This is a genomic window from Shewanella sp. 10N.286.51.B2, from assembly GCF_041469265.1.
Taxonomy (GTDB): Bacteria; Pseudomonadota; Gammaproteobacteria; order Enterobacterales; family Shewanellaceae; genus Shewanella.
Map to the genome: position 1 here is coordinate 1 of NZ_JBFRKH010000009.1, position 23,884 is coordinate 23,884.

Annotated in this window: 22 protein-coding genes, 1 tRNA gene and 1 riboswitch; of the genes, 13 read left to right on the plus strand and 10 right to left on the minus strand. The window is 40.5% G+C overall.

Annotated features, from left to right (window positions below):
* Window positions 1-696: 696 nt before the first annotated feature.
* Window positions 697-773: transfer RNA gene (locus tag AB4140_RS01760), tRNA-Trp, on the plus strand.
* A 309-nt stretch (window positions 774-1,082) separates the two neighbouring features.
* Window positions 1,083-2,066 carry an MDR family oxidoreductase gene (locus tag AB4140_RS01765; RefSeq protein WP_371999547.1) on the plus strand — a complete coding sequence of 328 codons (984 nt, stop codon included), beginning with the start codon at window positions 1,083-1,085 and terminating at the stop codon, window positions 2,064-2,066.
* 112 nt (window positions 2,067-2,178) lie between these two features.
* Here AB4140_RS01765 and AB4140_RS01770 read toward each other — a convergent pair whose 3' ends face one another.
* The 4 genes from AB4140_RS01770 to egtB form a co-directional block, all read right to left on the minus strand.
* A complete protein-coding gene (locus AB4140_RS01770; RefSeq protein ID WP_102476273.1) occupies window positions 2,179-3,105 on the minus strand; it encodes a LysR family transcriptional regulator in 927 nt (308 codons plus the stop codon).
* Between the two features lie 124 nt (window positions 3,106-3,229).
* Window positions 3,230-3,610 carry a nuclear transport factor 2 family protein gene (locus AB4140_RS01775; protein ID WP_371999549.1) on the minus strand — a complete coding sequence of 127 codons (381 nt, stop codon included), beginning with the start codon at window positions 3,608-3,610 and terminating at the stop codon, window positions 3,230-3,232.
* Between the two features lie 124 nt (window positions 3,611-3,734).
* Window positions 3,735-4,724, minus strand: a complete 990-nt coding sequence (locus AB4140_RS01780; protein WP_371999551.1) for an L-histidine N(alpha)-methyltransferase — start codon at window positions 4,722-4,724, stop codon at window positions 3,735-3,737.
* Complete coding sequence (gene egtB, locus AB4140_RS01785) at window positions 4,721-5,986, minus strand: ergothioneine biosynthesis protein EgtB (RefSeq protein WP_303411677.1); 1,266 nt, start codon at window positions 5,984-5,986, stop codon at window positions 4,721-4,723. The genes AB4140_RS01780 and egtB overlap by 4 nt, the downstream gene beginning before the upstream one ends.
* Window positions 5,987-6,425: 439 nt before the next feature.
* Here egtB and AB4140_RS01790 point away from each other — a divergent pair, with 439 nt between their 5' ends.
* The gene (locus tag AB4140_RS01790; protein ID WP_371999553.1) at window positions 6,426-6,950 is read left to right on the plus strand and encodes a DUF3087 domain-containing protein; all 525 of its coding nucleotides are present in this window, start codon (window positions 6,426-6,428) and stop codon (window positions 6,948-6,950) included.
* A 97-nt stretch (window positions 6,951-7,047) separates the two neighbouring features.
* Here AB4140_RS01790 and AB4140_RS01795 read toward each other — a convergent pair whose 3' ends face one another.
* Window positions 7,048-7,470 (minus strand): organic hydroperoxide resistance protein, encoded by a 423-nt coding sequence (locus AB4140_RS01795; RefSeq protein ID WP_102436154.1) that lies wholly within the window; start codon window positions 7,468-7,470, stop codon window positions 7,048-7,050.
* A 422-nt stretch (window positions 7,471-7,892) separates the two neighbouring features.
* Here AB4140_RS01795 and AB4140_RS01800 point away from each other — a divergent pair, with 422 nt between their 5' ends.
* Window positions 7,893-8,537: a hypothetical protein gene (locus AB4140_RS01800; RefSeq protein WP_102436156.1), complete on the plus strand. Its 645-nt coding sequence runs from the start codon at window positions 7,893-7,895 to the stop codon at window positions 8,535-8,537.
* Between the two features lie 22 nt (window positions 8,538-8,559).
* Here AB4140_RS01800 and AB4140_RS01805 read toward each other — a convergent pair whose 3' ends face one another.
* Window positions 8,560-9,471 (minus strand): TIGR03899 family protein, encoded by a 912-nt coding sequence (locus AB4140_RS01805; protein WP_303411673.1) that lies wholly within the window; start codon window positions 9,469-9,471, stop codon window positions 8,560-8,562.
* Between the two features lie 44 nt (window positions 9,472-9,515).
* The gene (locus AB4140_RS01810) at window positions 9,516-10,715 is read right to left on the minus strand and encodes an MFS transporter (protein WP_371999668.1); all 1,200 of its coding nucleotides are present in this window, start codon (window positions 10,713-10,715) and stop codon (window positions 9,516-9,518) included.
* A 370-nt stretch (window positions 10,716-11,085) separates the two neighbouring features.
* On the opposite strand from AB4140_RS01810, the gene hemG reads away from it, so the two are divergent.
* The gene (hemG, locus tag AB4140_RS01815) at window positions 11,086-11,607 is read left to right on the plus strand and encodes a menaquinone-dependent protoporphyrinogen IX dehydrogenase (RefSeq protein ID WP_371999555.1); all 522 of its coding nucleotides are present in this window, start codon (window positions 11,086-11,088) and stop codon (window positions 11,605-11,607) included.
* A 57-nt stretch (window positions 11,608-11,664) separates the two neighbouring features.
* Window positions 11,665-12,195, plus strand: coding sequence for a cytochrome b/b6 domain-containing protein (locus AB4140_RS01820; RefSeq protein WP_371999557.1), 531 nt, complete (start codon window positions 11,665-11,667; stop codon window positions 12,193-12,195).
* Between the two features lie 112 nt (window positions 12,196-12,307).
* On the opposite strand, the gene AB4140_RS01825 is transcribed toward AB4140_RS01820, so the two are convergent.
* Window positions 12,308-13,063, minus strand: coding sequence for a DsbA family protein (locus tag AB4140_RS01825; RefSeq protein WP_371999559.1), 756 nt, complete (start codon window positions 13,061-13,063; stop codon window positions 12,308-12,310).
* Window positions 13,064-13,555: 492 nt separating this feature from the next.
* On the opposite strand from AB4140_RS01825, the gene AB4140_RS01830 reads away from it, so the two are divergent.
* The 6 genes from AB4140_RS01830 to AB4140_RS01855 all read left to right on the plus strand — a co-directional run bounded on the left by AB4140_RS01830 (window position 13,556) and on the right by AB4140_RS01855 (window position 20,933).
* Window positions 13,556-14,122 carry a phosphoribosyltransferase gene (locus AB4140_RS01830; protein WP_076541549.1) on the plus strand — a complete coding sequence of 189 codons (567 nt, stop codon included), beginning with the start codon at window positions 13,556-13,558 and terminating at the stop codon, window positions 14,120-14,122.
* Between the two features lie 141 nt (window positions 14,123-14,263).
* Window positions 14,264-16,234 (plus strand): U32 family peptidase, encoded by a 1,971-nt coding sequence (locus tag AB4140_RS01835; protein WP_371999561.1) that lies wholly within the window; start codon window positions 14,264-14,266, stop codon window positions 16,232-16,234.
* A 79-nt stretch (window positions 16,235-16,313) separates the two neighbouring features.
* On the plus strand, window positions 16,314-16,652 hold the full coding sequence (locus AB4140_RS01840) for a DUF3622 domain-containing protein (protein WP_102440458.1): 339 nt from the start codon (window positions 16,314-16,316) through the stop codon (window positions 16,650-16,652).
* A 109-nt stretch (window positions 16,653-16,761) separates the two neighbouring features.
* On the plus strand, window positions 16,762-17,412 hold the full coding sequence (locus AB4140_RS01845; RefSeq protein ID WP_102440459.1) for a hypothetical protein: 651 nt from the start codon (window positions 16,762-16,764) through the stop codon (window positions 17,410-17,412).
* 214 nt (window positions 17,413-17,626) lie between these two features.
* A riboswitch (cobalamin riboswitch) is annotated at window positions 17,627-17,846 on the plus strand.
* A gap of 132 nt (window positions 17,847-17,978) precedes the next feature.
* On the plus strand, window positions 17,979-19,964 hold the full coding sequence (locus AB4140_RS01850; protein WP_371999563.1) for a TonB-dependent receptor: 1,986 nt from the start codon (window positions 17,979-17,981) through the stop codon (window positions 19,962-19,964).
* A gap of 216 nt (window positions 19,965-20,180) precedes the next feature.
* Window positions 20,181-20,933, plus strand: a complete 753-nt coding sequence (locus AB4140_RS01855; protein ID WP_102476285.1) for an HDOD domain-containing protein — start codon at window positions 20,181-20,183, stop codon at window positions 20,931-20,933.
* Window positions 20,934-21,022: 89 nt separating this feature from the next.
* Here AB4140_RS01855 and AB4140_RS01860 read toward each other — a convergent pair whose 3' ends face one another.
* Window positions 21,023-21,955 carry a LysR family transcriptional regulator gene (locus AB4140_RS01860; RefSeq protein WP_102440462.1) on the minus strand — a complete coding sequence of 311 codons (933 nt, stop codon included), beginning with the start codon at window positions 21,953-21,955 and terminating at the stop codon, window positions 21,023-21,025.
* A 346-nt stretch (window positions 21,956-22,301) separates the two neighbouring features.
* Between AB4140_RS01860 and AB4140_RS01865 the strand changes: the two genes are divergently transcribed.
* On the plus strand, window positions 22,302-22,520 hold the full coding sequence (locus tag AB4140_RS01865; protein WP_076541563.1) for a dodecin: 219 nt from the start codon (window positions 22,302-22,304) through the stop codon (window positions 22,518-22,520).
* Window positions 22,521-22,557: 37 nt separating this feature from the next.
* Here the strand turns inward: AB4140_RS01865 and queG are convergent, their stop codons facing one another.
* Complete coding sequence (gene queG, locus AB4140_RS01870; RefSeq protein ID WP_371999670.1) at window positions 22,558-23,730, minus strand: tRNA epoxyqueuosine(34) reductase QueG; 1,173 nt, start codon at window positions 23,728-23,730, stop codon at window positions 22,558-22,560.
* Window positions 23,731-23,884: the final 154 nt, after the last annotated feature.

Genomic DNA, 23,884 nt, shown 5'->3' on the forward strand with positions numbered 1-23,884 from the left:
CCCGTCCGCTCCGCCAACATAAAGACGAAAGCCTCATCGAAAGATGAGGCTTTTTTCGTTGCGTCGAATAAATAGCATCATTCTATGATGATATTTAGTTTTAATATTAAGCATTTATTCCAGATGTCAGCAATGATGATATTTTTACTTTTTAGATTAATTAAATAACTATGAAGTATTTTAAAATCATTAATTTGAGTGTTTATTGTTCAACTTTGTTGATGTTACTACTGTTGTAAATTGTTATATTTCCTCTCACTTATGCTAAATCGTAAACTCTTAGCTGGTTTCTCAAACTCGAAGCGTTAGGTTTTAACGATATCTAAAGCCGTTTCACCTAAGCCGTTATGACCTATTAAAGACTTTAGTTCTAAACTGGTGAAGGGCAATAGCTCTAAATGCAGTTCATACCACTTGTAAGTGTTTATAAGCGACTATTCGTTGCGATTGGTAATTGTGCTGCTTGTACTCAAGCAAGTCATTTGTAAGTCTCCTTAAGCTCAGTTACGTAACTGTTTAAGTAGAGTATATGATCCGACATCATGTAAATACCGTATGTAAGTGAGCTTCGCATTGCCAAAATAGCAAAGTAGATTATAAATTGCTTAATTTGGCTGAAAAACCCACAGTCAGTACGTTTGTGATAAATAATGCTTTACCTTTCGCAGTGGTTTTAGCATAATGCATTCCGTCAACAGGGGTATAGTTCCAATTGGTAGAACAGCGGTCTCCAAAACCGATGGTTGCGAGTTCGAGTCTTGCTACCCCTGCCAAATTTAGAAGGTCTAGCAGAAATGCTAGGCCTTTGTCTTTTCTGGCTTTTAATTTTTTAGATATAGCCAAATCCGTTTCAAAATCTGTATTGCTTATATTTATCCCTTTGTCTCCTCGCTTATGGCCAATTGTGCCTATACTCATTGATGTTTTTTTGTCTAAATTGGTTTGAATAATTAACATGCAAGTGACTGACTGAAACGTTACTGTGTATGATTACGTTGCATGTGTGGCATGCAAAGTATGCAGTATATTCATGGTGGTTTTTACACTATGATAATTTTATCTAAAATGTAAGGAGCGCCACCATGTTTAACGCACTTGTATTAACCCAAAATGATAAGCAGACCCAAGCTGAGGTTCGCCAATTATCTGTTGCTGATCTTCCTGAAGGTGAAGTGTTAGTTGATGTAAGTTATTCATCGCTAAATTACAAAGATGGTCTAGCGGTCACTGGGTTAGGCAAAATTATTCGTAATTTCCCAATGGTACCAGGGATTGATTTTGCGGGTGTGGTAAGTGAATCTGCAGATCCGCGTTATAAAGCTGGTGATGAGGTAATCCTAACGGGTTGGGGCGTTGGTGAAAACCATTGGGGCGGTATGGCCCAGAAGGCTCGTGTTAAAGCTGATTGGTTAGTACCTATACCTCAAAATGCTGATGCTGCTAAAGCTATGATGGTTGGCACTGCAGGGTTAACTGCGATGTTGTGTGTGCAAGCATTACAGCAGGCTGGTGTTACACCTGAGCAAGGTGAAGTGCTAGTAACGGGTGCCAGTGGCGGTGTTGGCTCTGTTGCTGTGACATTGTTAGCCCAACTTGGCTATCGTGTAGTGGCAAGCTCTGGCCGTGTTGAGTCTAATGGTGAGCTACTTAAACAGCTTGGCGCTAGTGATGTTATCGACCGCAGCGAGTTTGAACAAGCGGGTCGCCCTTTAGATAAACAGCGCTGGGCTGGGGTGGTTGATACCGTCGGTAATCAAGTGTTGGCTACCGCGTTAACCCAAATCAATTATGGTGGTAGTGCCGCTATTTGTGGTTTAGCAGGTGGCTTTGCCTTACCAACCACAGTGATGCCGTTTATTTTACGTGGAGTTAACTTGTTGGGTGTTGACTCTGTTGCTTGCCCGTTTGAAAAACGCGTGAAGGCATGGGAGCAAGTTATTGCCTTGTTGCCAGAGAGTTTTTACCAGCAAGCCTGTCAAACTGTTGCTCTTGAACAAGTACCAGAATTTGCACAGCAGATTGTTAAAGGTAAGGTGACGGGGCGGGTATTAGTTAATTGCCAATAATTTATTAGCTTGAAGCTATTCATTAAAGATTAATTTTTTAGCTCAAGCATTTATTTAAAAGATCGTAAAGCGGCTTTAATAGCCGCTTTTTTGTGTCTTTTTTTAGTGCTCATTATTGCCTGTTACTGATAAGCAAAGGCTTAATTAAGTCGACTATTTTATCCCTTAGCCAGCGCTGACCTTTATCTAATTCACAGCGTGCATGCCAAAATAAATTGTAGTTTAGTGGCGCTATTGCAAACGGCAGTGGCTTTACAATTAAACCGTGTTTGGCTGCGGCGATTTCAGCCATACCCTCTGGCAAGGTAATAATTAATGGATGCAGCTCAAGCAGTGCCAGTGCACTGTCTAAGTTTGGCGCCCTTAATAACTCTTTACGTTGTGGGAATTGCGCGATAGATGAGTCGACAATGGCTTTAACACCATCACTAATGGCAATGGTAGCGTGGGGAAAGTGTAGGTAATCTTCTAGAGATAGGGCTTTATCTGCAACAGGGTGGTTATTAGAAACTAAACAGCTAACGCCCACTAAACCTAACCTTGTTTGTTGTAATTGCTCTGTTTGATCTATGGCGCGGCAAATTGCCATGTCAGCGCCTTGTAAACTTAGTTGCGATTGAAGGTATTGATGCTGCACCGGAATGACCTCAATGCCAATATTGGGTGCTAGTTGATAGAGCTTAGGTAACACCAGTGGCAGCAGACCTTGTGCGGCAAAGTCAGTGGTAGCTATGGTGAATTTTTGTTGGCATTCTTTGGCAATAAATTCACTGGGGGTAAGCAGTTGTAGTAATTGACCTGTAGGGCCTTGCAGCTGTTGATAGCAATCTAGAGCATATTGGGTTGGTACTAATTGTTGGCCGACCCGTGAAAAGAGAGGGTCGTTGAGCATTTCCCGCAAGCGACTTAAGATTCGACTGGTGGCAGATTGACTCAAGTGCAGCCGTTTTGCTGCTTTTGTAACACTGCACTCTTCGACTAAGATTTGTAAGGCGATAAGTAAACTAAGGTCTTGTCGGTAAATTTCTTCAAGTTTCATAAGATTATTAGCAATTATTAGTCGATTTAGGTTTGATGGTTAAGCTATCACGTTAATGATTTACTGGTTTTGAAAGACTTCTATAGATAAGCAAGAAATAGCTTAATTTACGCCTAATGACGGCTTAATACATTGTATTACTATGTTTTGATTCAGCGGGTATTTGTTGAATAGAGTCCCAATGTTCGACTATCTTGCCTTGGTCATCAAATCGAAAGAAATCCATGGTGACATACTGATCGTTACCAGGCCACACTTGATGGGTATGCAGCGCCACTAAATCATCTTCTGCTATGGCCCTGACAAACTCAATTGTTTTTCCTTTATATTCAGCCATCTCAATGAAGTAATCGATGAAAGCCTGTTTACCATCTGCCACAATCGGATTGTGCTGAATGTATTCTGCGCCAACATATTTTTCAATGGCCTTAACAGGGGCGCCTAAATAAGCGCTGCGGTAAAATGCGATAGCATTGTGTTTATTGGCTTGAAGATCTTGGGGCATTGTTCGCTCCTGAGTTTGAATGGTTTTAAGTCTCTTTCATGCAAGGTATTAAATCGCCACTGCCAAAGCCTAGTTTGCCGCGGTTGTTATCGCAAGATGACGTCATAGTATTAAAATAGGGTGGTTACTTGTTAACTTGCCACAATGAATCAATGAAATAGTCGCGCGGATCTGAAAAGTGTTTAATGACCTCAAAACCGGTATGTTGGCTAATAAAGTCAATATCACTTTTGAGAAACTTAAAGGAGTACTCTAAATGAATCGGTTCAAAGGCGTCGAAATGAAATTGTCTTTTTAGCGCCGAAATATAGACATTTTGTGGCTTTGAGGCGATGACGTAGCTTTCCATAGCGCCCAGAAGGGGGCTGTAAATGCCAAAGTGCTGAAAATTATCCACTACAAAGTTAGCCCCAAGCTCTTTGTTGATCCGCGTTAATAAATTCAGGTTAAAGTCTTTGGTGAGTCCACTGGAGTCGTTATAAGCTCGGGTCAGTATATCGACATCTTTTTTTAGGTCAAAACCCACCAGTGCATAGTCGCCAGCATTCATGCTCATCCACAAACGACGTAAAAAGCCTTGGTTTTGAACTCGATCAAAATTGCCAATATTGGAGCCTAAAAACAATACCAGTTGTTTGTTGGTCGATTTTTCTCTCACCAGCCTTAAGCCTTCAAAGTATTCCGCTACTATGCCGTGACATTCAACATTAGGGTGATCGCAAATGTTGTCTTCTAACATCAGCATGGCTTCTTCTGAAATGTCGATGGGGTAGTAATTGACTTTACAGTTGTGATCCACGAACCCATCAATGATTAATTGGCTTTTATGACCGTCGCCTGCTCCGAGTTCGATAATATCAATTTCCTGTTCACCTATAAGCTCCGCCAGTTCATGTTTGATGGTGTTTAAAATTTCAAACTCAGTGCGAGTGGGGTAGTAATCTTCATGTTGGGTAATTTGCTGAAAAATCTTACTGCCAGTATCGTCGTAGAAGTATTTAGCTTGTAAGGTTTTTCGGCTAGCGCTAAGGCCAGTTAATACATCAATCGCAAATTGCTCTTTATTTATTGCGTCAATATTGTCACTTTTATAATCAATTTTAGAAATCTTCACACGATATCCTTTGCTAATCTGATCCCTGAAAACATCCATTGCTGGTGTGGTTGATAAAAATTTCTATAACTATGTCGATAGTGATGTGGCGGTGTGGCAATACAGCCGCCTCTAAGCACAAACTGATTACACATAAACTTGCCATTGTATTCTTCTAACTTGCCTTCAAAGGGCTTATAGCCGGGGTAGGCTGAATAATGGCTTTGGCTCCAACACCAGACTTGACCTGAAGTATCACCTGCATTGATGGGGTGTAACTGAGGTTGATGATAACTTGCTGGTGGCAGGCCTTGGGCTGAGATTAAGGCTTGATTGTCGCTACTGCGTAAATAATGCTCTAGCTCTTGCTCTGTGGGTAAGCGGCATTGGCGCCAATTGGCAAAGGCGTTGGCCTCAAAATAACTGACATGAACCACAGGGGCACTTAAGTCTAAAGGTGTTAGGCCATGAAGGGTGTATTCAAACCATTTTCCATCGAGATTTCGCCAATACAAAGGCGATGTAATACCGTTCTCGTTAAGCCAATCCCAGCCCATGCTTAACCAGTATTTTGGCGTTTGATAGCCTGCTGACTCAATAAACGCTAAATACTCACCATTAGTGATAAGAGTGTCAGAGATTGAGAAATCTGTCAGGTAAGTTTTATGAGGCGGTGATTCATTATCAAATGCGTAGCCTTCGCCACAATGACCAATTTCCACCAGTTGCTGAGTATAAGTGTGCCATGAGCCAGTGACCGCTTGTGCGCTCATTAACGGTGTTTTGCTGTAGCGAGGACTGCTGGGATTGCAATGCAGAATATACTTAATGTCCATATACAGAAGCTCTTGATGCTGCTGCTCATGATGAATACCAATTTCAATAATGGTAGCAATTTCTTCTGATATCCCAGCATTGAGTAAGCTTAGAATTAGCTCATCAATTTGCTGACGGTATTGGGCTATTTGCGCTACCGTAGGCCTAGACAAGTTACCGCGATCTTTTTGGGTCCAATGCAGGCCTGCTGATTTATAGTAAGAGTTAAAAATTAAGCTAAAATGCTCATCAAAGCGCTGATAACCTGCAACAAACTGGCGTAATATTAGCTCTTCAAAAAACCAAGTAGTATGTCCCAAATGCCATTTAGGTGGACTGACGTCGGCGCAGGGCTGAATACACAGATCTTCTATTTCTAACGGGGCGCATATTTCGGTTGTGGCGGCTCTGGTGGCAATATAGCGTTTAATTAACTGGTTACACTCTAAGCTCCCCTTGATATCCATCTATAAATCCCTTTCTGCAACGATATACTTAGAAGCACTATGACAATAATTTCTTTCAAGCTGATGACAGGCAACAGCAATAGGCATCTATAATTCATCTTTTGGCTTTTATGTGTCTTTTAAGACTTATCAACTGAGCTGGTTGTTTTTAATTTTTTCTAATTGGTTAAAATAACTACTAATGTTAAGCCTAGTCAAAATAAACCAAGATGAAAGTTTTTTATCATAAAATCATCTAGGTAGCATTTTACTAAGTGGTTAAGTTAAATCTGAAAATATTGGCTATAGGCTGTTGACGCGTGCACATTAAAAACTAAGGCTGAAGTTTTGCTACTAACACGACAAAGGTTTACTCCCTAATTAAAATAGCCTTAGCAATGGCTACTTTGCGATCTTATTCAGTGTAAAATAAGTCATCATATTTTTTTAAGGTTGTTGCATGCAGTTAATGAAGGTTGATAAGGCGCGATATCGTCAACGTTTGAATGTGGTTCTAGTGTCATTAGTGGCGAGTTTAACCCTATTATCCCTCGGTTTTGGTACCGTGCTAATTGAATTTTTTGGTAATAAAACGGTGGCCAGTGGTGAATCTACTGGGCACTTTCACCTAAACTTGTTAGGCGTTATCCTCGCGGTACTCACCTGCAGCTTAGTAATGAACTTTTATAAGAAGCATGAATACCTAAAAGAGATTTACTGGGTATGGAAGTTAAAACAACTGCATAATCGAATTTATCGCAAACTGGCTAAAATCAAACTGGCCGCTAGGGACAATGATCCAGATGCGTTAACGGTTTTATTGTTTTATTTGACGACTCAAAAGCAAGTGTTTGAGTTAGACAATAACACCCTGACACTGGCCACACTTCAAGCTGATATCAGTGCTATCGAATCAAAACTTGCCGATTTAAACCTTGAAATAACGACAGCGGACTTCTCTGAAAATTTACTCGAAAAGTTCTAAATCATTTAAACAAAAAGCCCCTAATTACGCTATAAATGAGTAATTTGGGGGCTTTTTGATCAGTGTTTAGAGCAATAGTCTCAACAGCTGTTTATGCTTAAACCAGTGACAGCTCAACGCGAATGTTACCGCGAGTTGCATTGGAATAAGGGCAAACTTGATGAGCTTTTTCGATTAAGGCTTGCGCTGCTACTTTATCCATTGCTGGTAAATCAATGCGAAGTGCCACCTCAATGGCAAACCCAGCGCCTTGGGTATTTGCGCCAATGCCCACGGTTGCTTCTACTGACAAATCAGCACTGAGTATTTTCTTATCTTGGGCCGCAACAAATTTCATCGCGCCAATAAAACAGGCTGAATAACCAGCAGCAAAAAGTTGTTCAGGGTTGGTTCCTTCTCCGCCTGCGCCACCTAATTCTTTTGGCGTGCTTAACTCAACAGAAAGTTTGTTGTCTGAAGATACTGAGCGTCCATCACGACCGCCGGTAGTTTTTGCTGATGCTGAATAAATGATGTCCATTATTACTCCAAATTACATAATTAAAATCATTATCTTGATACGCACACTTGAATTTAGGTTGTGCGCAACTTAACTGGGAGTGACAATAAACCACAATTATATTGCGTGCAACCTAATTGTGGTTTATTTATTTTTCCCAAGATTATTTTGAAAATGATATGGCGCTAAATAGCTGGCGCTAGATTTACTCACAGTGGGTGGATGACTTGAGTATGCTTGAGATAATTGATTCGAAAGTCGTTGAATCACGAGCTGGTTTCAAGTAGGTGGCTAACTCTTTCTAGGTATAGGATAAATGTTGAAAGCCTATAATTTTATTGGTTTTTATTAAAACTGAACATTTCTACATGTTTGAATAAATGTAGCTTGCGTGTTAATGTTTTTAGGCTATCTTAAAGTATAAACATCAGGGAGGATTGACAATGACTTCAACATTAACCAAAGAAGAGTTAGCCTGTTTCAGTGAACTTTTTGCCAAGCAGTCTCCTATTGTTAGTAAAAGTGATACTGATTCCGTTGCTGTGACCACTGAAATGCCCGAGGCTTTAGCCAGCCTGTTAGGGAAAACTCAGATGACGTTACTAGCTGAAATTGGTCACTACCGTTTATGGTTTCCTTTCTCTTTAAAAATGGATGAACTGGGCCAATTTGTGTCTCAACTGGGGATCCCTGAAGTCGTGGATACCCGAGGTGCAGATAGAAGCTGGCGCATGAAAGAGTTAGATAATGTCAGAATTATTGATTTTGATACAAATTTAGCCATTGATGTGTTGTCGCTTTCAAGCACTGGCGTCACTTTAGATGCACCGCAGATTATCGAGTCAAGCAAACCTAGGCGTGGCACCTTGGTGCTTACCCATGAAATTAGTTTTGATATTGAATATAAAAAAGTTCGCTCAGACAATGGCGTTATTGCAGCAACAATTATTGTCGGAGAAGACTCAAGAGAAACCCTCAGACAATTTTTATTTTCGATGCATAAAGCTCAGCATTCTTCTCTTTATGAGCATGGTGAGACGCAAGCGGATGTTCAAGCCACAGTCGCCTCAACTAAAGACTTTAAATAGTCTCGCATCTATATAGCTGCTATTAACTTTCTACCTTAAAGTCTCTGCTAAGTAGTGCGGTTAAATCCTTTACAAAAGCACTATCAACCTTAGGATGAACCAATTGGCTGAGTTCATCTCCAATGGGGGTAAAACGGTAATAACTGAATAGTAAGTTATTGCTATTAGGCTCAATAGCTATTTTGTTGTCTATCATATTTAATTGAATTTTAACGCCTTTGTCTAAGGTGCCAGTTTCAAATTCACTGCTGTGAAGTATTCCCGCATCAATTAAGGTCAATATACTCGAATAGGGCAAACCATATTTCGATAGCCCGAAATTCATCAGAGTCGATTTTCTAAAATATTGTTTGATACCGCCATGTATACGGTAGCCACTGAGCAGTTTATAACGGCTTTCGTGATTAAGTTTTACTGACATTCCCAAGGCTTTTTCAAGAATATGGGCTTCTCTTTGGGTCAGTTGTTTAAGGGTTGCCAATGTTCTTAGGCTAAAATTACCCGGTTTAACTATTTCACTGGCTAAAATGCGTGCCCATAAATCTTGCATTCTGCGGCTATTAATTTGCTCAGCCATTTGAAAAAACTGGTAACTCCAATCAGGGTCTAAATCTTCTCCTGTCACATCTGTAGGCGTATAAGTGAGAGCCAATTTAAAGATGGTTTCCAGATTAAGCTGATGCTGAGAGTGTAGTTTTCGTAGTCGAAACTCAGCTCGCTCAGCAATGGATGCACTGGAAGGGCGATAATCTTCTTCACTGGCTAATCCCAGTACTTTACCCAGCAAAAGCGCTTTTTTACTTGCTGAAACCTTAGCGCCGTTGTCGTTTGCCTGTGCTGAGTTTAGCGGCTTAGTCGAAGCTTTAGTTGAGGCCTTAGTTGAGGCCTTAGTGGAGACTTGGGCTTCAGCGATTTGCGGTTGAATGTTTGCCATTGTTTTATTCTTATTGTTTATTCTTATAGTTTATTCTTATTGTTTTATGGTGTTTTGAGTTTTGATGTTTTTGTTACAAAACGCCAATTAGTTTCATTGCCAGCAGCAGGAGATGTCGGGATGTTTAATGCCAATATTAACGAGCATATAGCAAAGCCGACTCCAATCATAAATACCCATTGAGGCGAGCTTAACCATAATATGCCTAACAGTGCCGGAATAATCACTGCGGCAATATGATTAATGGTAAAGCTTACCGACATACTAGCGGCAATATCTTTAGGATCGGCAATTTTTTGAAAGTAGGTTTTCATGGCGATAGCCATAGCAAATAATAGATGGTCAAAAACATACAGCGCAGCAGCTATGGTGGCATGTTCAACTACGGCGTAGCTAGCAAAAACAATAATTAATCCAAGGTACTCAATTACTAAGGCGTTACGTTCACCTATGCGGCTAATAAAGCGGCCGATAGCTGGGGCAAATAGCAAATTAACCACGTAATTGATTAAAAACAGTGAGGTGATTTGGGTGACTGAATAGCCAAACTTTTCCACCATCATAAAACCGGCAAAGACCATAAAGATTTGTCTTCTGGCGCCTGATAAAAACGTCAGTGCGTAGTAAAGCCAGTAACGCTGTCTAAAGATAAGCTTTTTGTGCTGCGGCTCAGCAATAGGGAAATGTGGGTAATACAGACTCATCATGATAACCGCAATTAAGCCTAAGCCGCCAATGATGGCATACATCCACACATAATCGAGTTTAAGCCAAGTCATTACCAGCCAAATACTGCCATAACCCAGTAAAGCTGCTGCAGAGCGCCATGCTAATGCCTTACCTAAAAACTCAGCAGTTTTAGTTTTATCAACCCATTGCAGCGTTAATGATTGATTAACAGTTTCAAAATAATGAAAGCCAATCGACATTAACACCGTGGTGATATAAAGCCCTAATACACTAGGAAAAAAGCCAGTAATGGCAATGCCAATAGCCAACACCGCCAGTGACAATAGCGCGAAGGTTTGCTCTCTAATTAGCAGTAATACAAATATAGCGGTAAAGGCTAAAAAGCCGGGTACTTCACGCAAACTTTGCAGCATGCCAATTTCAGCCCCAGTAAATGCCGCTTTCTCGATAACAAAATTATTGAGTAAGGCTTGCCATACGGCAAACACCATCGACATGATGAAGGTCATCCACAATAATAATTGCTGCGGATTTTTGTCTGAAACTGCGGGCATTAAGGTCACTTTTCCTTGTCTCTCAATCTTAGCCACATAGTTACATAATTTGCCGTTTAGCGCTAAGTGTAAAATGCTCTCTATTAGGAAGCTATCGCTTGGGCTTTAGCGATATGCGTGCTTTAGGTGGTCAGTTTGAATAGGCGTCGTAGTGCTAATTGAAGCTAACTTCGATTTGTATTTTTTACAAATTAAAAAACATAAGTGAGTGAAGCTTAGACTTTATCCCGCATTTTGTGAGCCAGCCAAAAGTCTTGATTATTAATGGGTGTTGCGACTAATTTGTCGTGATCTGATCCATGTAATTGTTGCGGCATTTCAATTAAGATGAAGTTAATGACAGATAACACTTTTTAAAATTGAGGTTAACGTGAGTAGCATTTTAATTATTTATTCAACGGTTCACGGTCAAACCCGTAAGATTTGCGATTACATGCAGCAAAAGCTCATCGCTAAAGGCAACACAGTCACCTTAGCAGCGCTGCAAGATAAGCCTGATATCAGTGCATTTGATAAAGTATTTATTGGTGCCAGTATCCGCCATGGTAAGCACCGCCCAGAACTCTATCAATTTGCTGCCGACAATAAAGCAGTCCTTGATAGTAAACCCAATGGTTTTTTCTCTGTGAGTTTAGTGGCTAGGAAACCGGGTAAAAATACCCCAGACACCAATATGTATATGCAAGCTTTTTTAAAGCAAAGTGACTGGCAACCTAAAGTGCTGGAAGTGTTTGGTGGTAATTTAGATTATCAAGGCTACGGTCCAATGGATCGTAATATTATTCGTTTTATCATGTGGATGACCAAAGGGCCTACGGATCCTAATACCCAAGTTGAGTACACCGACTGGGAAAAAGTCGATGCCTATGTAGACCAAATTCATAGTGCTTGACGAGCTTAAGACTGAGAATAAGTTAAGTGCTTATCATTACAAAAGGAATGTAAATTCATGAGTCAAAAGTCATCTGCTTTTGTTAGTGCTATTGCCGAAAAGCTGCATGTTATTGTGATAACCCTAAGCGTATTTTTGGTGGTAACTAGCCCATGGATCCTAATCGGTCGGCAATTAAGAGCTAATGCCAGTATTTGGGACAGTTTGCATGTGTATCTAGGCTTAGTGGCAGCTATATTTGGTTTGTTATTTATGCTGAAGAATCTGTTAAATGGCCACTGGCGTCAGTTCTTTCCGTGGTTAAGATTAGACTTTTCCCAATGTGTAGATGAAATTAAGCAGTTAAAGCAGGGCAAATTACCGAGTTCTGGTGGCAAAGGTATTTTCAGTGTTGTGGAAGGTATTGGGCTAATTTTAATCGCGCTAGTGAGCATTACCGGCATCGCATGGTTTATCACTCAAGGTAGCAGTGATGCGTTAATGTGGCGTAAATACCACATTCTTTTTGCCCAAGGCTTTGTGGGTTTCTTGATGGTACATATCGTGTTTGCCATGTTCCATATTATTGATATGGTCAGAAACTCTTAAGACTGTATAAATGCCATAATTTATTAAAGATAATAAAAAGCCCAAGCATGATTATCATGATTGGGCTTTTTAATACGCTAAATATCATACTTAGAAATGATACTTTTCTAGCTTATTTCTTTTCTAACGCTAGGTAATTCATCACGTCAATTAGATCGTCAAGAGTACGCATTTCATTCATGTTGATAGCATATTTATCGTTAACGATGAAAGTCGGTACGCTTTGAACGCGGTACATGATTTGCTGTTGGCGCCATTGAGACAATTTCTTATCTGTAGCTTCGCTGTCAGCAATCTTGTCATAAGCGGCGCTATCGATACCGTGAGCTGCAAACACTTGTTTGATATCGTCACGATTGTTGATTTCTGGCTCGTCATGGCTATGACCTGGAGCACTGTGGTCGTGGTGTCCGCCTTCGCCTTGAATCGCTTGGAACATGGCTTTATTTAATACATCCGCATTACCCACTTCATGAATAACGGCTAAAGCGCGCATGACTTCAGTACCAATATCACTGTTCATAAAGTCAACGTGCTTGGTTTCAAAGTTAATTTCTTTATTCAAGTTACCTTTAATTTCTGGCAGGTACTGGGTTTCCATGTTGTAACAGTTATGGCAGTAGAAAGAGAAAAATTCAGAAATCTTAGGTTCAGTTGATGCTGGTGCATCAGAAATTTGAGTGTAATGTACACCTTCAACAAATTTAGATGGAGTTACAGCAGTTTTTTCAACAGTTTCTACAGCCGTTTCAACAGCAGTTTTTTCTGCAGTTGTAACCGTTGTATCAGCAGGTTTGCCACAGCCCGTTAGGGTTAATGTGAATGCAGCAACAGCCAGCGTGAATGCAATATGTTTAATCTTTACCATGTATGCCTCGACAAAGTGGGGTGATGTTGGCGATATATCGCGAGAGATAATTAAGCTTACGCAACTTAAATAACTCAAGCAACTTAAGCACTTGCTTAATTGCCATAAAGTTAGCTGCGATTATGACTGAATCCGTTAGCAGTGTCAGTGTTAAAACTGTGATGGCCTAGTGCTTTTTAGTAAAAAGCACTGCAATTTAAACTAGCTTTTATAACGACTCAGTAAGCAGAATTTGCCAAGCTTCACAAACTTGCCGAAATTGCTCACTGTCGTCACTATTGTCACTTTTGTCACTATAGCCCGCTTAATTGTGACTATTTACACTGGCACTTTGATGAGTGGTAGTTGAGACTTATTCTATTTTGGTGATTTTATACCAAGTCGTCATTGTGCGGCTTGAGGCTTATTTGATAAATATTTCTCTTCCTCACAGACAAGTTACCTATAATTGGTATAAAATCCGCCGCAATAAAATAATAGGGGCCTTATCCAATGACAGAGAAACATTATATTAGCGCACAGCAGTTGCTTGAAGACTCATTCAAATTAGCAGCACAAGTGTACGATAGCGGATTCAGACCGCAATTTATTGTCGGGATTTGGCGTGGCGGTGCTCCAATCGGTATTGCAGTGCAAGAATTTTATGATTTTAAGAATGTTGAAACCGATCATATCGCAGTAAGAACGTCATCTTATTACGGTATTGGCACTGATAAGCAAAGCAAGAAAATCAAAGTTCATGGCCTACATTACATCATTGAAAATGCCAATGCTGATGATGGGCTATTAATTGTGGATGATGTATTTGATTCTGGCCGCAGTGTTGATGCATTAATTGATAAATTGCAAAAATTTATGCGCAAAAATATCCCGACAGATATTCGAGTGGCTTGTCCTTATTACAAACCAAAAAATACCGCAGTTGATTTAAAGCCGGATTATTTTATCCATGAGTCTGAAGAATGGCTTGTTTTTCCTCATGAAGTGTCAGGTTTAAACCCGCAAGAAATCGCTGAAGGTAAAACAGATTTTAAGAATATTCAGCATTTGTTTAAGTAAAAGCATCGATATTGGTTATTTTTTGCTAAACTAGCAGCTCAACAGTGCGTCAAGAGAGTGCCTGACACGTGGTTATTGTCCGTGTTTAATTCACCTTCTTGATGCATTTTTTATTATTACCCTGAAAAGATACTGCCCATTATGAGCTCTGTTGAGATATTTTCCCCACAACAAACCACTGATAAGCCTATAGATACTCAATCTCTAGGTTCTCAATCTCTAGCGAGCAAGTCGCAAGAGAAAAAGCAGCTTGAACTACTGGCACCCGCTAAAAATGCTGATTACGGCATTGAAGCTATTCGTCATGGTGCTGATGCTGTATATATTGGCGGACCTGCATTTGGTGCACGCCATAATGCCGGTAATAGTGTGGAAGACATTGCCAGACTGGCAGAGTTTGCTCATCGTTATCATGCTCAAGTGTTTGTAGCGTTAAATACCATTTTAATGGATGACGAAATTGCCAAAGCGCAGGCACTTATTTGGGAATTATACGAAGCAGGTGTGGATGCATTAATTATTCAAGATATGGGCTTGTTGCAGTTAGATTTACCGCCAATTGCACTGCACGCGAGTACCCAAATGGATAATCGCACCCCAGAAAAAGCAGTGTTTTTAGAACAGGTCGGTTTTTCACAGGTGGTATTAGCCCGTGAGCTGAATTTACCGCAAATTAAAGAAATTGCAGCCAGTACGCAACTTAAGCTTGAGTACTTTGTTCATGGCGCATTGTGCGTCAGTTATAGCGGCTTATGTAATATCAGTCATGCGTTTTCTAATCGCAGTGCTAACCGTGGTGAATGTTCACAAATGTGCCGTTTGCCTTGCGATTTATCCACCCGTGATGGTGAAGTGTTAGCTGAAAATCAGCATTTGTTGTCATTAAAAGACAACAACCAAACTGAGAATTTAGAAGCATTAATTGATGCAGGCGTAACATCATTTAAAGTGGAAGGCCGTTTAAAAGATATTAGTTATCTTAAAAACGTCACCGCCCATTATCGCCAGCAGTTAGATGCGATTATTGATCGCCGCAGCGATCTTGAGTCAATGTCTCATGGTCGAAGCGAATTTACTTTTACGCCAGATCCTGAAAAAAGCTTTAACCGCGGTAAGACAGATTACTTTATTAATCAACGTACTGAGCAAATTGAGCATTTTAGCTCGCCAAAGTACATTGGTGAAAAAGTGGGGGTTATCACCAGTGTTGGCCGCGATTTTATTAAAGTCGATAGCAGTAAAGCGGGTAAAGCCGTTGAGTTTAATAACGGTGATGGCTTGTGCTTCTTTATTGATGGTTATCAAAAGCAGCGTTTATCTGATAACAAAACCAAAGGCTTAAGGGTTAACCGCGCTGATGGTAATACTTTATATCTGACCGATGTGTCGAAAGACTTAAAAGTCGGTGTGGAGTTATTTAGAAACTTCGATCATCAATTTGATGCTTTGCTATCAAAAGACTCTGCTAGCCGTAACATTGCGGTTGATATGGTATTGGCTGATACGCCGCAAGGCATTTCACTGACCATCAGTGACAAGCATGCCCATAGCGTTACAGTAGAGCTTGAGTGGGCAAAAGAGCCGGCGAAAGATTACGCTAAAGCAGATGCAAGCCTGCGAACGCAGCTCGGCAAACTGGGTAACAGTGACTATCAGTTACAGCAGTTAACGATTGAATGTGCTAATCGTTGGTTTTTACCAGCGTCAGTGATTAATGGTTTAAGGCGAGATGCCATTGCCGCCTTTGATGACGCCAGAGTAAAAGGCTACCAGCGACCACAGCGAGCTGAGCATGATAAGTCAGCGCGTTTCCCGCAAAAGTATTTAAGTTTTTTATCTAATGTTGCAAACGATAAGTCTCGTGAATTTTATGAGCAACACGGTGTGGTTCAAATTGAAGACACTTACGAGAAAAACAAACTATTAACCGATGCACCATTAATGGTGACTAAGCATTGCTTACGTTACAGCTTTAATTTATGCCCTAAAGAAGTTGAAGGCATTAAAGCTGACCCAATGGTGCTCGATATTGGCAAAGACCGCTTAAAGCTGGTTTTCGATTGCCTAAAATGTGAAATGATGATCGTTGGATCAAATCAATTAGTAAAGTAATCAGGTGATGTCATCTTATTACTCAATAACCATTATCACGCGCGATGCGTGGCGATAAATTTGTAGGAAAAAGCCCAAAATGACTAAAGCAAAAAAATATGATTTTAGAGTAAAACAAGTTGGTACAACTTGGAAAACTGAAATCACTCGTCGTATGACTGCAACTAAGACTATTGTGTCTAAAAGTCATGACGGATTTGCATCAGAAGCCGAGGCTGAAGCTTGGGGTAAGCAAGAGCTTCCCGCTTTTTTAACCACGCAAGCTGAACGCAATAAACGTAAAACAGAAAAACAACTTAAGGCTAAATCAATTGCAGATGCAATTGCTGCAGAAGCATTAACCGATGAAGCAGATGCATTATCAGATGATGCTAAGCAAATAGATGCTGCCGATAGCGCAGATGTTGTTGAAGATTAAGCGTTAAAACATTACAGTAATGCAACAACTTGGTGACAAGGTTTGCCGTATTTATTTTTGAATAAACCAAACTTCACCTTTCAGCACCAATACCAAGGACGAATTAGGTATGAAAGCTTGCTTTACGACAATAATATTTTCAGGGCTGTTGTTATTAGGCCCTGGAAATAAAGTAATGGCCAAAGAGTCACAGTCTTACCTCAATAGCACCACCAATCAATCAGCAGATGCAACTAACGCTGCAAAAAGAGAGTTATCAATATTTTCCAAAAGTGTGTCTTTTGAGCTGCCTATTGGCTGGAATATGGCATTTAATTCTAGCAAAGGGAATATGTATAAAGCTGAGTTTGTTCCTGCTGGGGAAAGTTTAAATAATTGGTCTGATTTATTCTGTATTCAAGGCTTTGAGGGCTTGGCAGAAAATATCGAGCCTGAGCGATTTTTAAATAATTTTGCTAGCACCTACCAAGACAGCTGCCAAGGTGAGGTGGTTTATGAGCAACTTGGAAAAACCCAGATGGGTGGTCAAGAAGCGTATCACGGCATTATCGGCTGTACCGTTATGGCTAACTTTTTACAGCAAGGTGGCTCAGTTAAACAGCAAGGTGAAATAGGTTATTACGCCGTAATTAAAGGCGTTGAAGACTTGTACTTTATGCATAAGTCTATGCGCGGCGATGTTTTTAATAAAAACTCAGCGCCATTAAAATCGACCAATCATCGTCAATTTATGTCGAATTTTAAGCAGTTACGATTCTAGAAATTTTCTTTTTATCAATAATTGGTTTATCAACAATCCGCTTATCAGTAAGCGAGCTATTAATGAGTAATCATATTATTCAGACTATTTTTCAATAAGTTGAATAATATGATTGATTCATTTTCGTTATATCAAAAATCCCCATAAGCACGTTATACTATATCAGCTTGTTATATGGCTGCTTTAAGTCGTAGCAATCAAAAATTTATATAATTTATCGTCAATTTATAGTGGTGCCTGTGTATGACACGGGATAATCGGGAAACTAGTGAAAATCTAGTACTGCCCCCGCAACGGTAATGGTGAGGACTGAGTGCGATAAAGCTTGTAGCTGTGAAATTTAAGCTGCTATTTAACGTTAAAAATTCATGTTCGTCAGTAGCTTTGCTACTTTAACCTAAGTCCGGAGACCGGCCCTATAGATGATTTTGAGATTTCGGTGGGCAGATCTCGAAATGTAGCTCGTTGCTTGTAAATAATCATGGCTTATCGCTAACAGATAAATTTACGAGTACGATGCGCTGCGACAAATATGCCCCATTTTTCCTTTCAGGAGTTAAAGGTAAATGGGTACAAATCTAACAAAAATCGCATCAGCATTAAGCCTAGTATTTGGTCTAGCTGCTTCAACAACCTCAGTTGTTTACGCTGACACCACAACAGACAATTCTGCCAATGCAGAGGTTGAAAAAATTGTGGTTATTGGTCGTCAAGATGCAAATCCTCTTAATATTGCAGCGAATGTAAATGTGATCGACCAAGCTGATATTCAGCTTAGTGGTGCGGTGAGCTTAACGGAGTTATTACGTTCTCAAGCGGGTATTCAAGTGTCTGATAACAACTCAGGTACGACTTTTGCCATGCGCGGTTTTTCAGCGTCTCAAGCCGCCAGCAATACCTTAATTTTGATTGATGGTCGCCGCTTAAACAATATTGATATTGCGGCTCCTAGCATTAATGCAGTGCCGTTAAATCAAGTTGAGCGGGTGGAAATATTATCAGGTAGTGCTGGGGTACTTTATGGCGATCAAGCTGTTGGCGGGGTGATTAACATCATCACTAAAGCGCCTAATAAAGACGGCGGCGGACTGCAATTAAGTGCTGGCAGCTTTGATACTTATGAAGCTAAAGGGGATATTTCAGGCAAAATTAATGACGCTTGGCATTATTACTTGGCCGGCAGTTACAATCAAAGTGATAACTATCGCGATAATAACGACAGTGAAACCGGCTCAATTCTAGGCCGTTTGCAATATCAAACTGATTTACAAAATTTCTTTGTTGAAGCCAGCTACTTCGATAATGATCGCCAGGCCCCTGGTGCGCTAACACTGGAGCAGTATCTGCAAGATCCAACTCAGGCCGCACCTTTTACCGATGATGATTATGTCCATGAAATGACTACCGCACTGCGCAGTGGTTATGAATATCAACTAACTAAAGAGTGGGCATTAGTCGCTGATTTAACTTATTCAGATACGTTAACCACCAACTTCCTTTGGGGCAGTGCAGGGCGTATTGAGCGTAGCTTATTGAGCTTTTCCCCCAAAGCCACGGCAAATTATCAGTTAGATAATGGCGATTTAGACATTGTTGCTGGGATTGATTTAAGTATCGGTGAGGCCGATTTTGATACTGCTTACATTCAACGTAATAATGAACAGAAAGTGACCAGTGCTTATGTGCAAGCCTCAGTGCCATTAACGCAGTCATTATCCTATGTAGTTGGTGGGCGTTACAGTGAAGTGACAGATGACTTAACAGATCAATTATCATACGCAAATGGTGTTGAGCTTGATAATGATGCCCATGTATTTGAGTTAGGGTTAAATTATCGTCCAAGCCTTGCGCATCGTTTTTATATTCGCGCCAATGATAATTTCCGTTTTGCCAAAGTGGATGAGCAAGCCTATACCCCAATTACCACCCTTGGTCTTGATCCACAAACCGGCCGTTCATATGAAGCAGGTTGGGACTGGACCACTACAACACAAACCTTCAAATTAAACCTTTACCGTTTAGATTTGGAAGATGAAATTGTATATGACGCAGGGCGCACTGATGGTCCACAGGGCGGCGGTGCTAACGTTAATGCTGATGCTTCAACTCGTTTTGGCGTTAATGCCGCTTATGATGTGCAAATCGCTGCAGATTGGTTGCTGGGCGCATCATATGATTACATTGATGCTGAATTTACCGAAGGCGAGAACGAAGGCAAGGCGCTTTCTTGGGTTGCGGAGCATAATGCCCGTGCGTATGTGAGTTATGATATTGCCCAACAGTGGCAGGTTTTTGCTGAAGGTATTTATACTGGCGAGCGCTTTATTGAAGGTGATAATGCCAATGTTGACCCTAAGTTATCCAGTTATGTATTAGCTAACTTAGCCATTAACTATACCCGTAATGAGTGGAGTGCCAGTTTACGTGCTGACAACTTGTTAGATAAGCAATATGTCAGTGCTGGCTATTATGTTCCTGAGGAATGGGGCGGCAGCGGTTATTACTCGGGTAATGGTCGCTCAATTCGCTTAAGCTTAGGTTATCGTTTTTAAAATCCCTTTGTAATGAACTAACAGATAATAAGCGAAGCGTCTGATTTTTAGACGATAATAACTTGTTATCTAGCTAATTACACTGAAGATACTAAAGCCGACAAAGCACTTGTCGGCTTTTTGTCTTAATCAGCATTAATCACTTGACCTTTGTAGGGTTTCTATGGATAAATTCGTTAATCGAGAACGAAGAATTATACAGGGAAGCATCGCTTTATGACCTACCTTGAGCAGCAGGTACTCACTCAAGTAAAAGCTATTATTGGCAACGAAGAACAAGTCATTGGGCGCCGTGGTATTTTGATCCCTTTAAAAAAGGCCTTAATTAATGAAGCAGATATCCGCATTATTATCGATATCATTGCCAGCGATCCCGCGCTTGCCGCTCATTTACTTTGGCGCAGTAATACCGCTCAAGCTGGTGGCGTAATCGCGACAAAAAATCGCAGTATAAAAGATGCGCTTATCCGTTTAGGCCAAGTCAATATTTACCGCTATAGCTTCTCATTTTATCTAAAAGAACGCTTAGATGAATTACCTGAACCATATTGTAAATTAGTTAAGGGCTATTGGGCGCTTACTGAAAATATCGCTACCGATGCAGTGCATTATTTACGTGAGCTTGAAGACAATAAACAAGCTATAGATATTGATGCAGATGAACTGCAAACCTTGGCGCTATTTAGTGTATTTGGTCAAGTGATTACCTTAAGTGCGTTTGCATTTTTAAATGCCGCCTCAGAAAAGCCCATAGCATTACAGGTGATAAAAAAGCTCATTGATACCCAGCAGCAAAGTTTATCTATAGAAGCATTTGAGGCTCTTGGGTTAGATGATGAGTTACGCAATGAATTTATGGTGGCCCATAATATTAACCAAACGAGCAATGTAAACTCTGCAGGCTTAGTGCTTAGAGCTGTGCTGAGCAAACGTAATGTATTGATAAACCCAATTAATGAATCTAATTAATGAAGCTAGTATAGCGAGTTGATTTAATCCCATGACATAAAAAATGCCACCTTAATCGTGGCATTTTTTATGGATTTTTCACAACTTGTTTATGCACATTCTAAGAGCGATTGGTGCTTTTGACTTAATCTTTGTAACTTTAGCCCTTCAGCAGCCACTAAGGTTAGCCATTTTTGAATTAAATGGGTATTGGATGTATTAAGGCGGTAGGCTGCAAATAACGGCCTTTTTAAGCCTTCGCTGCCAAGTTTTACAGAACTTAAGTTAAGTCCATGGCCTTCATTAATTGACCAGCTTGGCAGCGCCGCTACGCCATCATTACAAGCAATACGTTGAAGCAGCATCGCTGTTAAGTCACATTGCTTTTGTTCACCCACCTCAACACCAGCAGGTTCTAAAAAGTGCTTATAAATATCAAGGCGCTGCAATGGAACAGGGTAAGTGATCAGTGTTTGCTTGGCGAGCTGCTCAGGTTTAATGAATGGCTGTTTTGCTAGAGGATGCTCATTTGAAACGACTAACTTCACTTCAAAATCAAACAAATGTTGATAGGCAAGTGCATGCCCTGGTACTGGATCTGAAGTGAGTACAATATCCAACTCACCAAGCGCTAAGGCATTTAATGAATCAAATAAATGACGGCTAGATAAATCAATACGGCCATCTGGTGCGATTTGTTTAAAGGCCTCGGTCACCGGCATTAACCAGCGAAAGCAGCTATGGCATTCAATGCCCAATTTTAAAGATTGCGCCTCTCCATCAAGGCCTTTTTTCAGATCTGATTCTGTCACCATCACTTTAGGGAGAATTTCCTCCGCCAAATTAAGTAGTCGAGTGCCTTCTTGAGTAAAAGATAATGGTTTGCTCTTTCGAATAAAAATAGATGAATTAATGCGTGTTTCTAATTCTTTTATTTGATGAGATAGCGCTGATTGAGTTACGAAGCGTTTTTTCGCAGCACCAGCAAGGCTACCACTTTCTTTAAGTGCCATCAGAGTTCGAAGGTGTCTCAGCTCTATCATATAATCCTCACATGAATTTTGCTCAACTTACGGGTGAAATCAATTCGGTTGCTTGTATCAAGACTATCACAACAAACTTCTAGACGTCCAGACGCCTATGTAATTTATTTACGAAAATGTAGTCTCATTGTTAACTTTTGTGATTGTTTTGACGTGAAAATTACAGCTTTTGATTTTATAAAAAGTGACTTTAATAAGTGATCACTAGTTTAAAGGTCATTGAGAGAGGGCTTTTTGAGGTTTTTAATCTGCGACTACGCAGTTTTGCTAGGCTTATCTATACTCTGACTGGTATTGCTTTATTTAATTTCTATGTTGATTGAGTTTAAAATGACTGGAGTCATAAATGAGCCACACTTATAAAATTATTGAGTTAACAGGATCGTCACCTATCAGCTCTGATGATGCGATAAAAAATGCAATTGCAGCAGCTAATGAATCGCTTAAACATTTACGTTGGTTTCAGGTTGTTGAGACCAGAGGTCACCTAGAAGAAGGTTTAATTGCTCACTGGCAAGTCACTATTAAAGTCGGTTTTACTTTAGATCAGAAATCACCTCATTGAAGACGTGGTGTCTGAAAGATGACAATAAGTAAAAGGTTTAAGCGTCTCTAGGTAAGCCTTTTTCAACACTGCGGATCACTCGCAAGGTTTTACGGCTTAAATGACTTTTAGGCGCCGTTTTTGTTTTATCGTCAGGGGTTAAATCTTGCTGTTTAAGTGCTTGTTGCGCTAGTGCCCAATCAATATGTTCTATGACCATTTCATCGACTTCATCGCTACATCTGCGTAGGTTAAGCGCATCAATAATTTGCTGATTAAACGGCGCGTTACCTAAGGCAATCGCAATGTTTCTTAACCAGCTTTTATGGCCAATTCGACGTATAGGGCTGCCTTCTGTAAGTGATAGAAATTGCTTTTCAGTCCAAGCAAACAAGCTTAGTAAATCAGGTTGGATCAGTTGTTTACGAATATGAAAATCAGTTTGCTGAGTTAGCGGCGCTTTACTGTTAACAGGGCACACTAATTGGCAATCATCACAACCATAAATGCGATTGCCAATGGCTTGGCGAAACTCTTCGGGTATTGCGCCTTGTAGTTCAATGGTGAGGTAAGAGATACAGCGGCGACCATCGACCACATTGTTGTCTAATATGGCATTAGTCGGGCATGATTTTATGCAGGCTACGCAGCTATTACAGCTTTGGTGGATAGGAATATCTACAGGCAAAGGTAAGTTAATTAACACTTCGCCTAAAAAGAACCAACTGCCAGCCTCAGGGTTTAGTAATAATGAATGTTTACCTGTCCAGCCAAGACCTGCTTTTTCCGCTAATGGCCGTTCAAGGATTGGGGCAGAGTCCACAAACGGTCTGAAATCAATGCCATCAAGCCCTAAGTTATGGCAGTGTGACACGATTTTATCACCGAGTTTTTTAAGCTGTTTACGAATCAGTTTATGGTAATCTCTGCCGCCTGCATAACGAGAAATATAACCTAAGTTTGGGTCTGATAAATTAGTGGCAAAGCCCGCTTGTGGCGGTAAATAGTCCATTCTGGTGCTGAGTACGCGAACGGTACCAGGGTGAAGCTCATGGGGGCGAGCGCGCATCATGCCGTGGCTGGCCATATAGCCCATTTCCCCGTGATAACCATTATCGAGCCATTGTTGTAACTTGCTCTCTTCGCTTTTTAAATCGGTATCGGTGATCCCAAGCTGAGAAAACCCTAATTCAAACGCCCAGCTCTTTATTAAGTAAGCTAACTCCGCCATCTCAGTGGCTGAAAGCTTATGCGCTAATGGCTGTAATAGTCCTGAGGGGGTTGTGGCAGACTCCTTTTCCCTAGCATTAAGCGCTGTATTAGTATTAGCCGCTGGATTAGCATTAGGAGGTATATTTGAATTAGGCATGATGACAGCTATTTAC

Excerpts from the sequence above, each read along its gene's own strand:
- AB4140_RS01765 (WP_371999547.1), top strand. The coding sequence starts at position 1,083 with ATGTTTAACGCACTTGTATTAACCCAAAATGATAAGCAGACCCAAGCT.
- AB4140_RS01770 (WP_102476273.1), bottom strand. The coding sequence starts at position 3,105 with ATGAAACTTGAAGAAATTTACCGACAAGACCTTAGTTTACTTATCGCC.
- AB4140_RS01775 (WP_371999549.1), bottom strand. The coding sequence starts at position 3,610 with ATGCCCCAAGATCTTCAAGCCAATAAACACAATGCTATCGCATTTTAC.
- egtB (WP_303411677.1), bottom strand. The coding sequence starts at position 5,986 with ATGGATATCAAGGGGAGCTTAGAGTGTAACCAGTTAATTAAACGCTAT.
- AB4140_RS01790 (WP_371999553.1), top strand. The coding sequence starts at position 6,426 with ATGCAGTTAATGAAGGTTGATAAGGCGCGATATCGTCAACGTTTGAAT.
- AB4140_RS01795 (WP_102436154.1), bottom strand. The coding sequence starts at position 7,470 with ATGGACATCATTTATTCAGCATCAGCAAAAACTACCGGCGGTCGTGAT.
- AB4140_RS01800 (WP_102436156.1), top strand. The coding sequence starts at position 7,893 with ATGACTTCAACATTAACCAAAGAAGAGTTAGCCTGTTTCAGTGAACTT.
- AB4140_RS01805 (WP_303411673.1), bottom strand. The coding sequence starts at position 9,471 with ATGGCAAACATTCAACCGCAAATCGCTGAAGCCCAAGTCTCCACTAAG.
- AB4140_RS01810 (WP_371999668.1), bottom strand. The coding sequence starts at position 10,715 with ATGCCCGCAGTTTCAGACAAAAATCCGCAGCAATTATTATTGTGGATG.
- AB4140_RS01820 (WP_371999557.1), top strand. The coding sequence starts at position 11,665 with ATGAGTCAAAAGTCATCTGCTTTTGTTAGTGCTATTGCCGAAAAGCTG.
- AB4140_RS01825 (WP_371999559.1), bottom strand. The coding sequence starts at position 13,063 with ATGGTAAAGATTAAACATATTGCATTCACGCTGGCTGTTGCTGCATTC.
- AB4140_RS01830 (WP_076541549.1), top strand. The coding sequence starts at position 13,556 with ATGACAGAGAAACATTATATTAGCGCACAGCAGTTGCTTGAAGACTCA.
- AB4140_RS01835 (WP_371999561.1), top strand. The coding sequence starts at position 14,264 with ATGAGCTCTGTTGAGATATTTTCCCCACAACAAACCACTGATAAGCCT.
- AB4140_RS01840 (WP_102440458.1), top strand. The coding sequence starts at position 16,314 with ATGACTAAAGCAAAAAAATATGATTTTAGAGTAAAACAAGTTGGTACA.
- AB4140_RS01845 (WP_102440459.1), top strand. The coding sequence starts at position 16,762 with ATGAAAGCTTGCTTTACGACAATAATATTTTCAGGGCTGTTGTTATTA.
- AB4140_RS01850 (WP_371999563.1), top strand. The coding sequence starts at position 17,979 with ATGGGTACAAATCTAACAAAAATCGCATCAGCATTAAGCCTAGTATTT.
- AB4140_RS01855 (WP_102476285.1), top strand. The coding sequence starts at position 20,181 with ATGACCTACCTTGAGCAGCAGGTACTCACTCAAGTAAAAGCTATTATT.
- AB4140_RS01860 (WP_102440462.1), bottom strand. The coding sequence starts at position 21,955 with ATGATAGAGCTGAGACACCTTCGAACTCTGATGGCACTTAAAGAAAGT.
- AB4140_RS01865 (WP_076541563.1), top strand. The coding sequence starts at position 22,302 with ATGAGCCACACTTATAAAATTATTGAGTTAACAGGATCGTCACCTATC.
- queG (WP_371999670.1), bottom strand. The coding sequence starts at position 23,730 with ATGGCGGAGTTAGCTTACTTAATAAAGAGCTGGGCGTTTGAATTAGGG.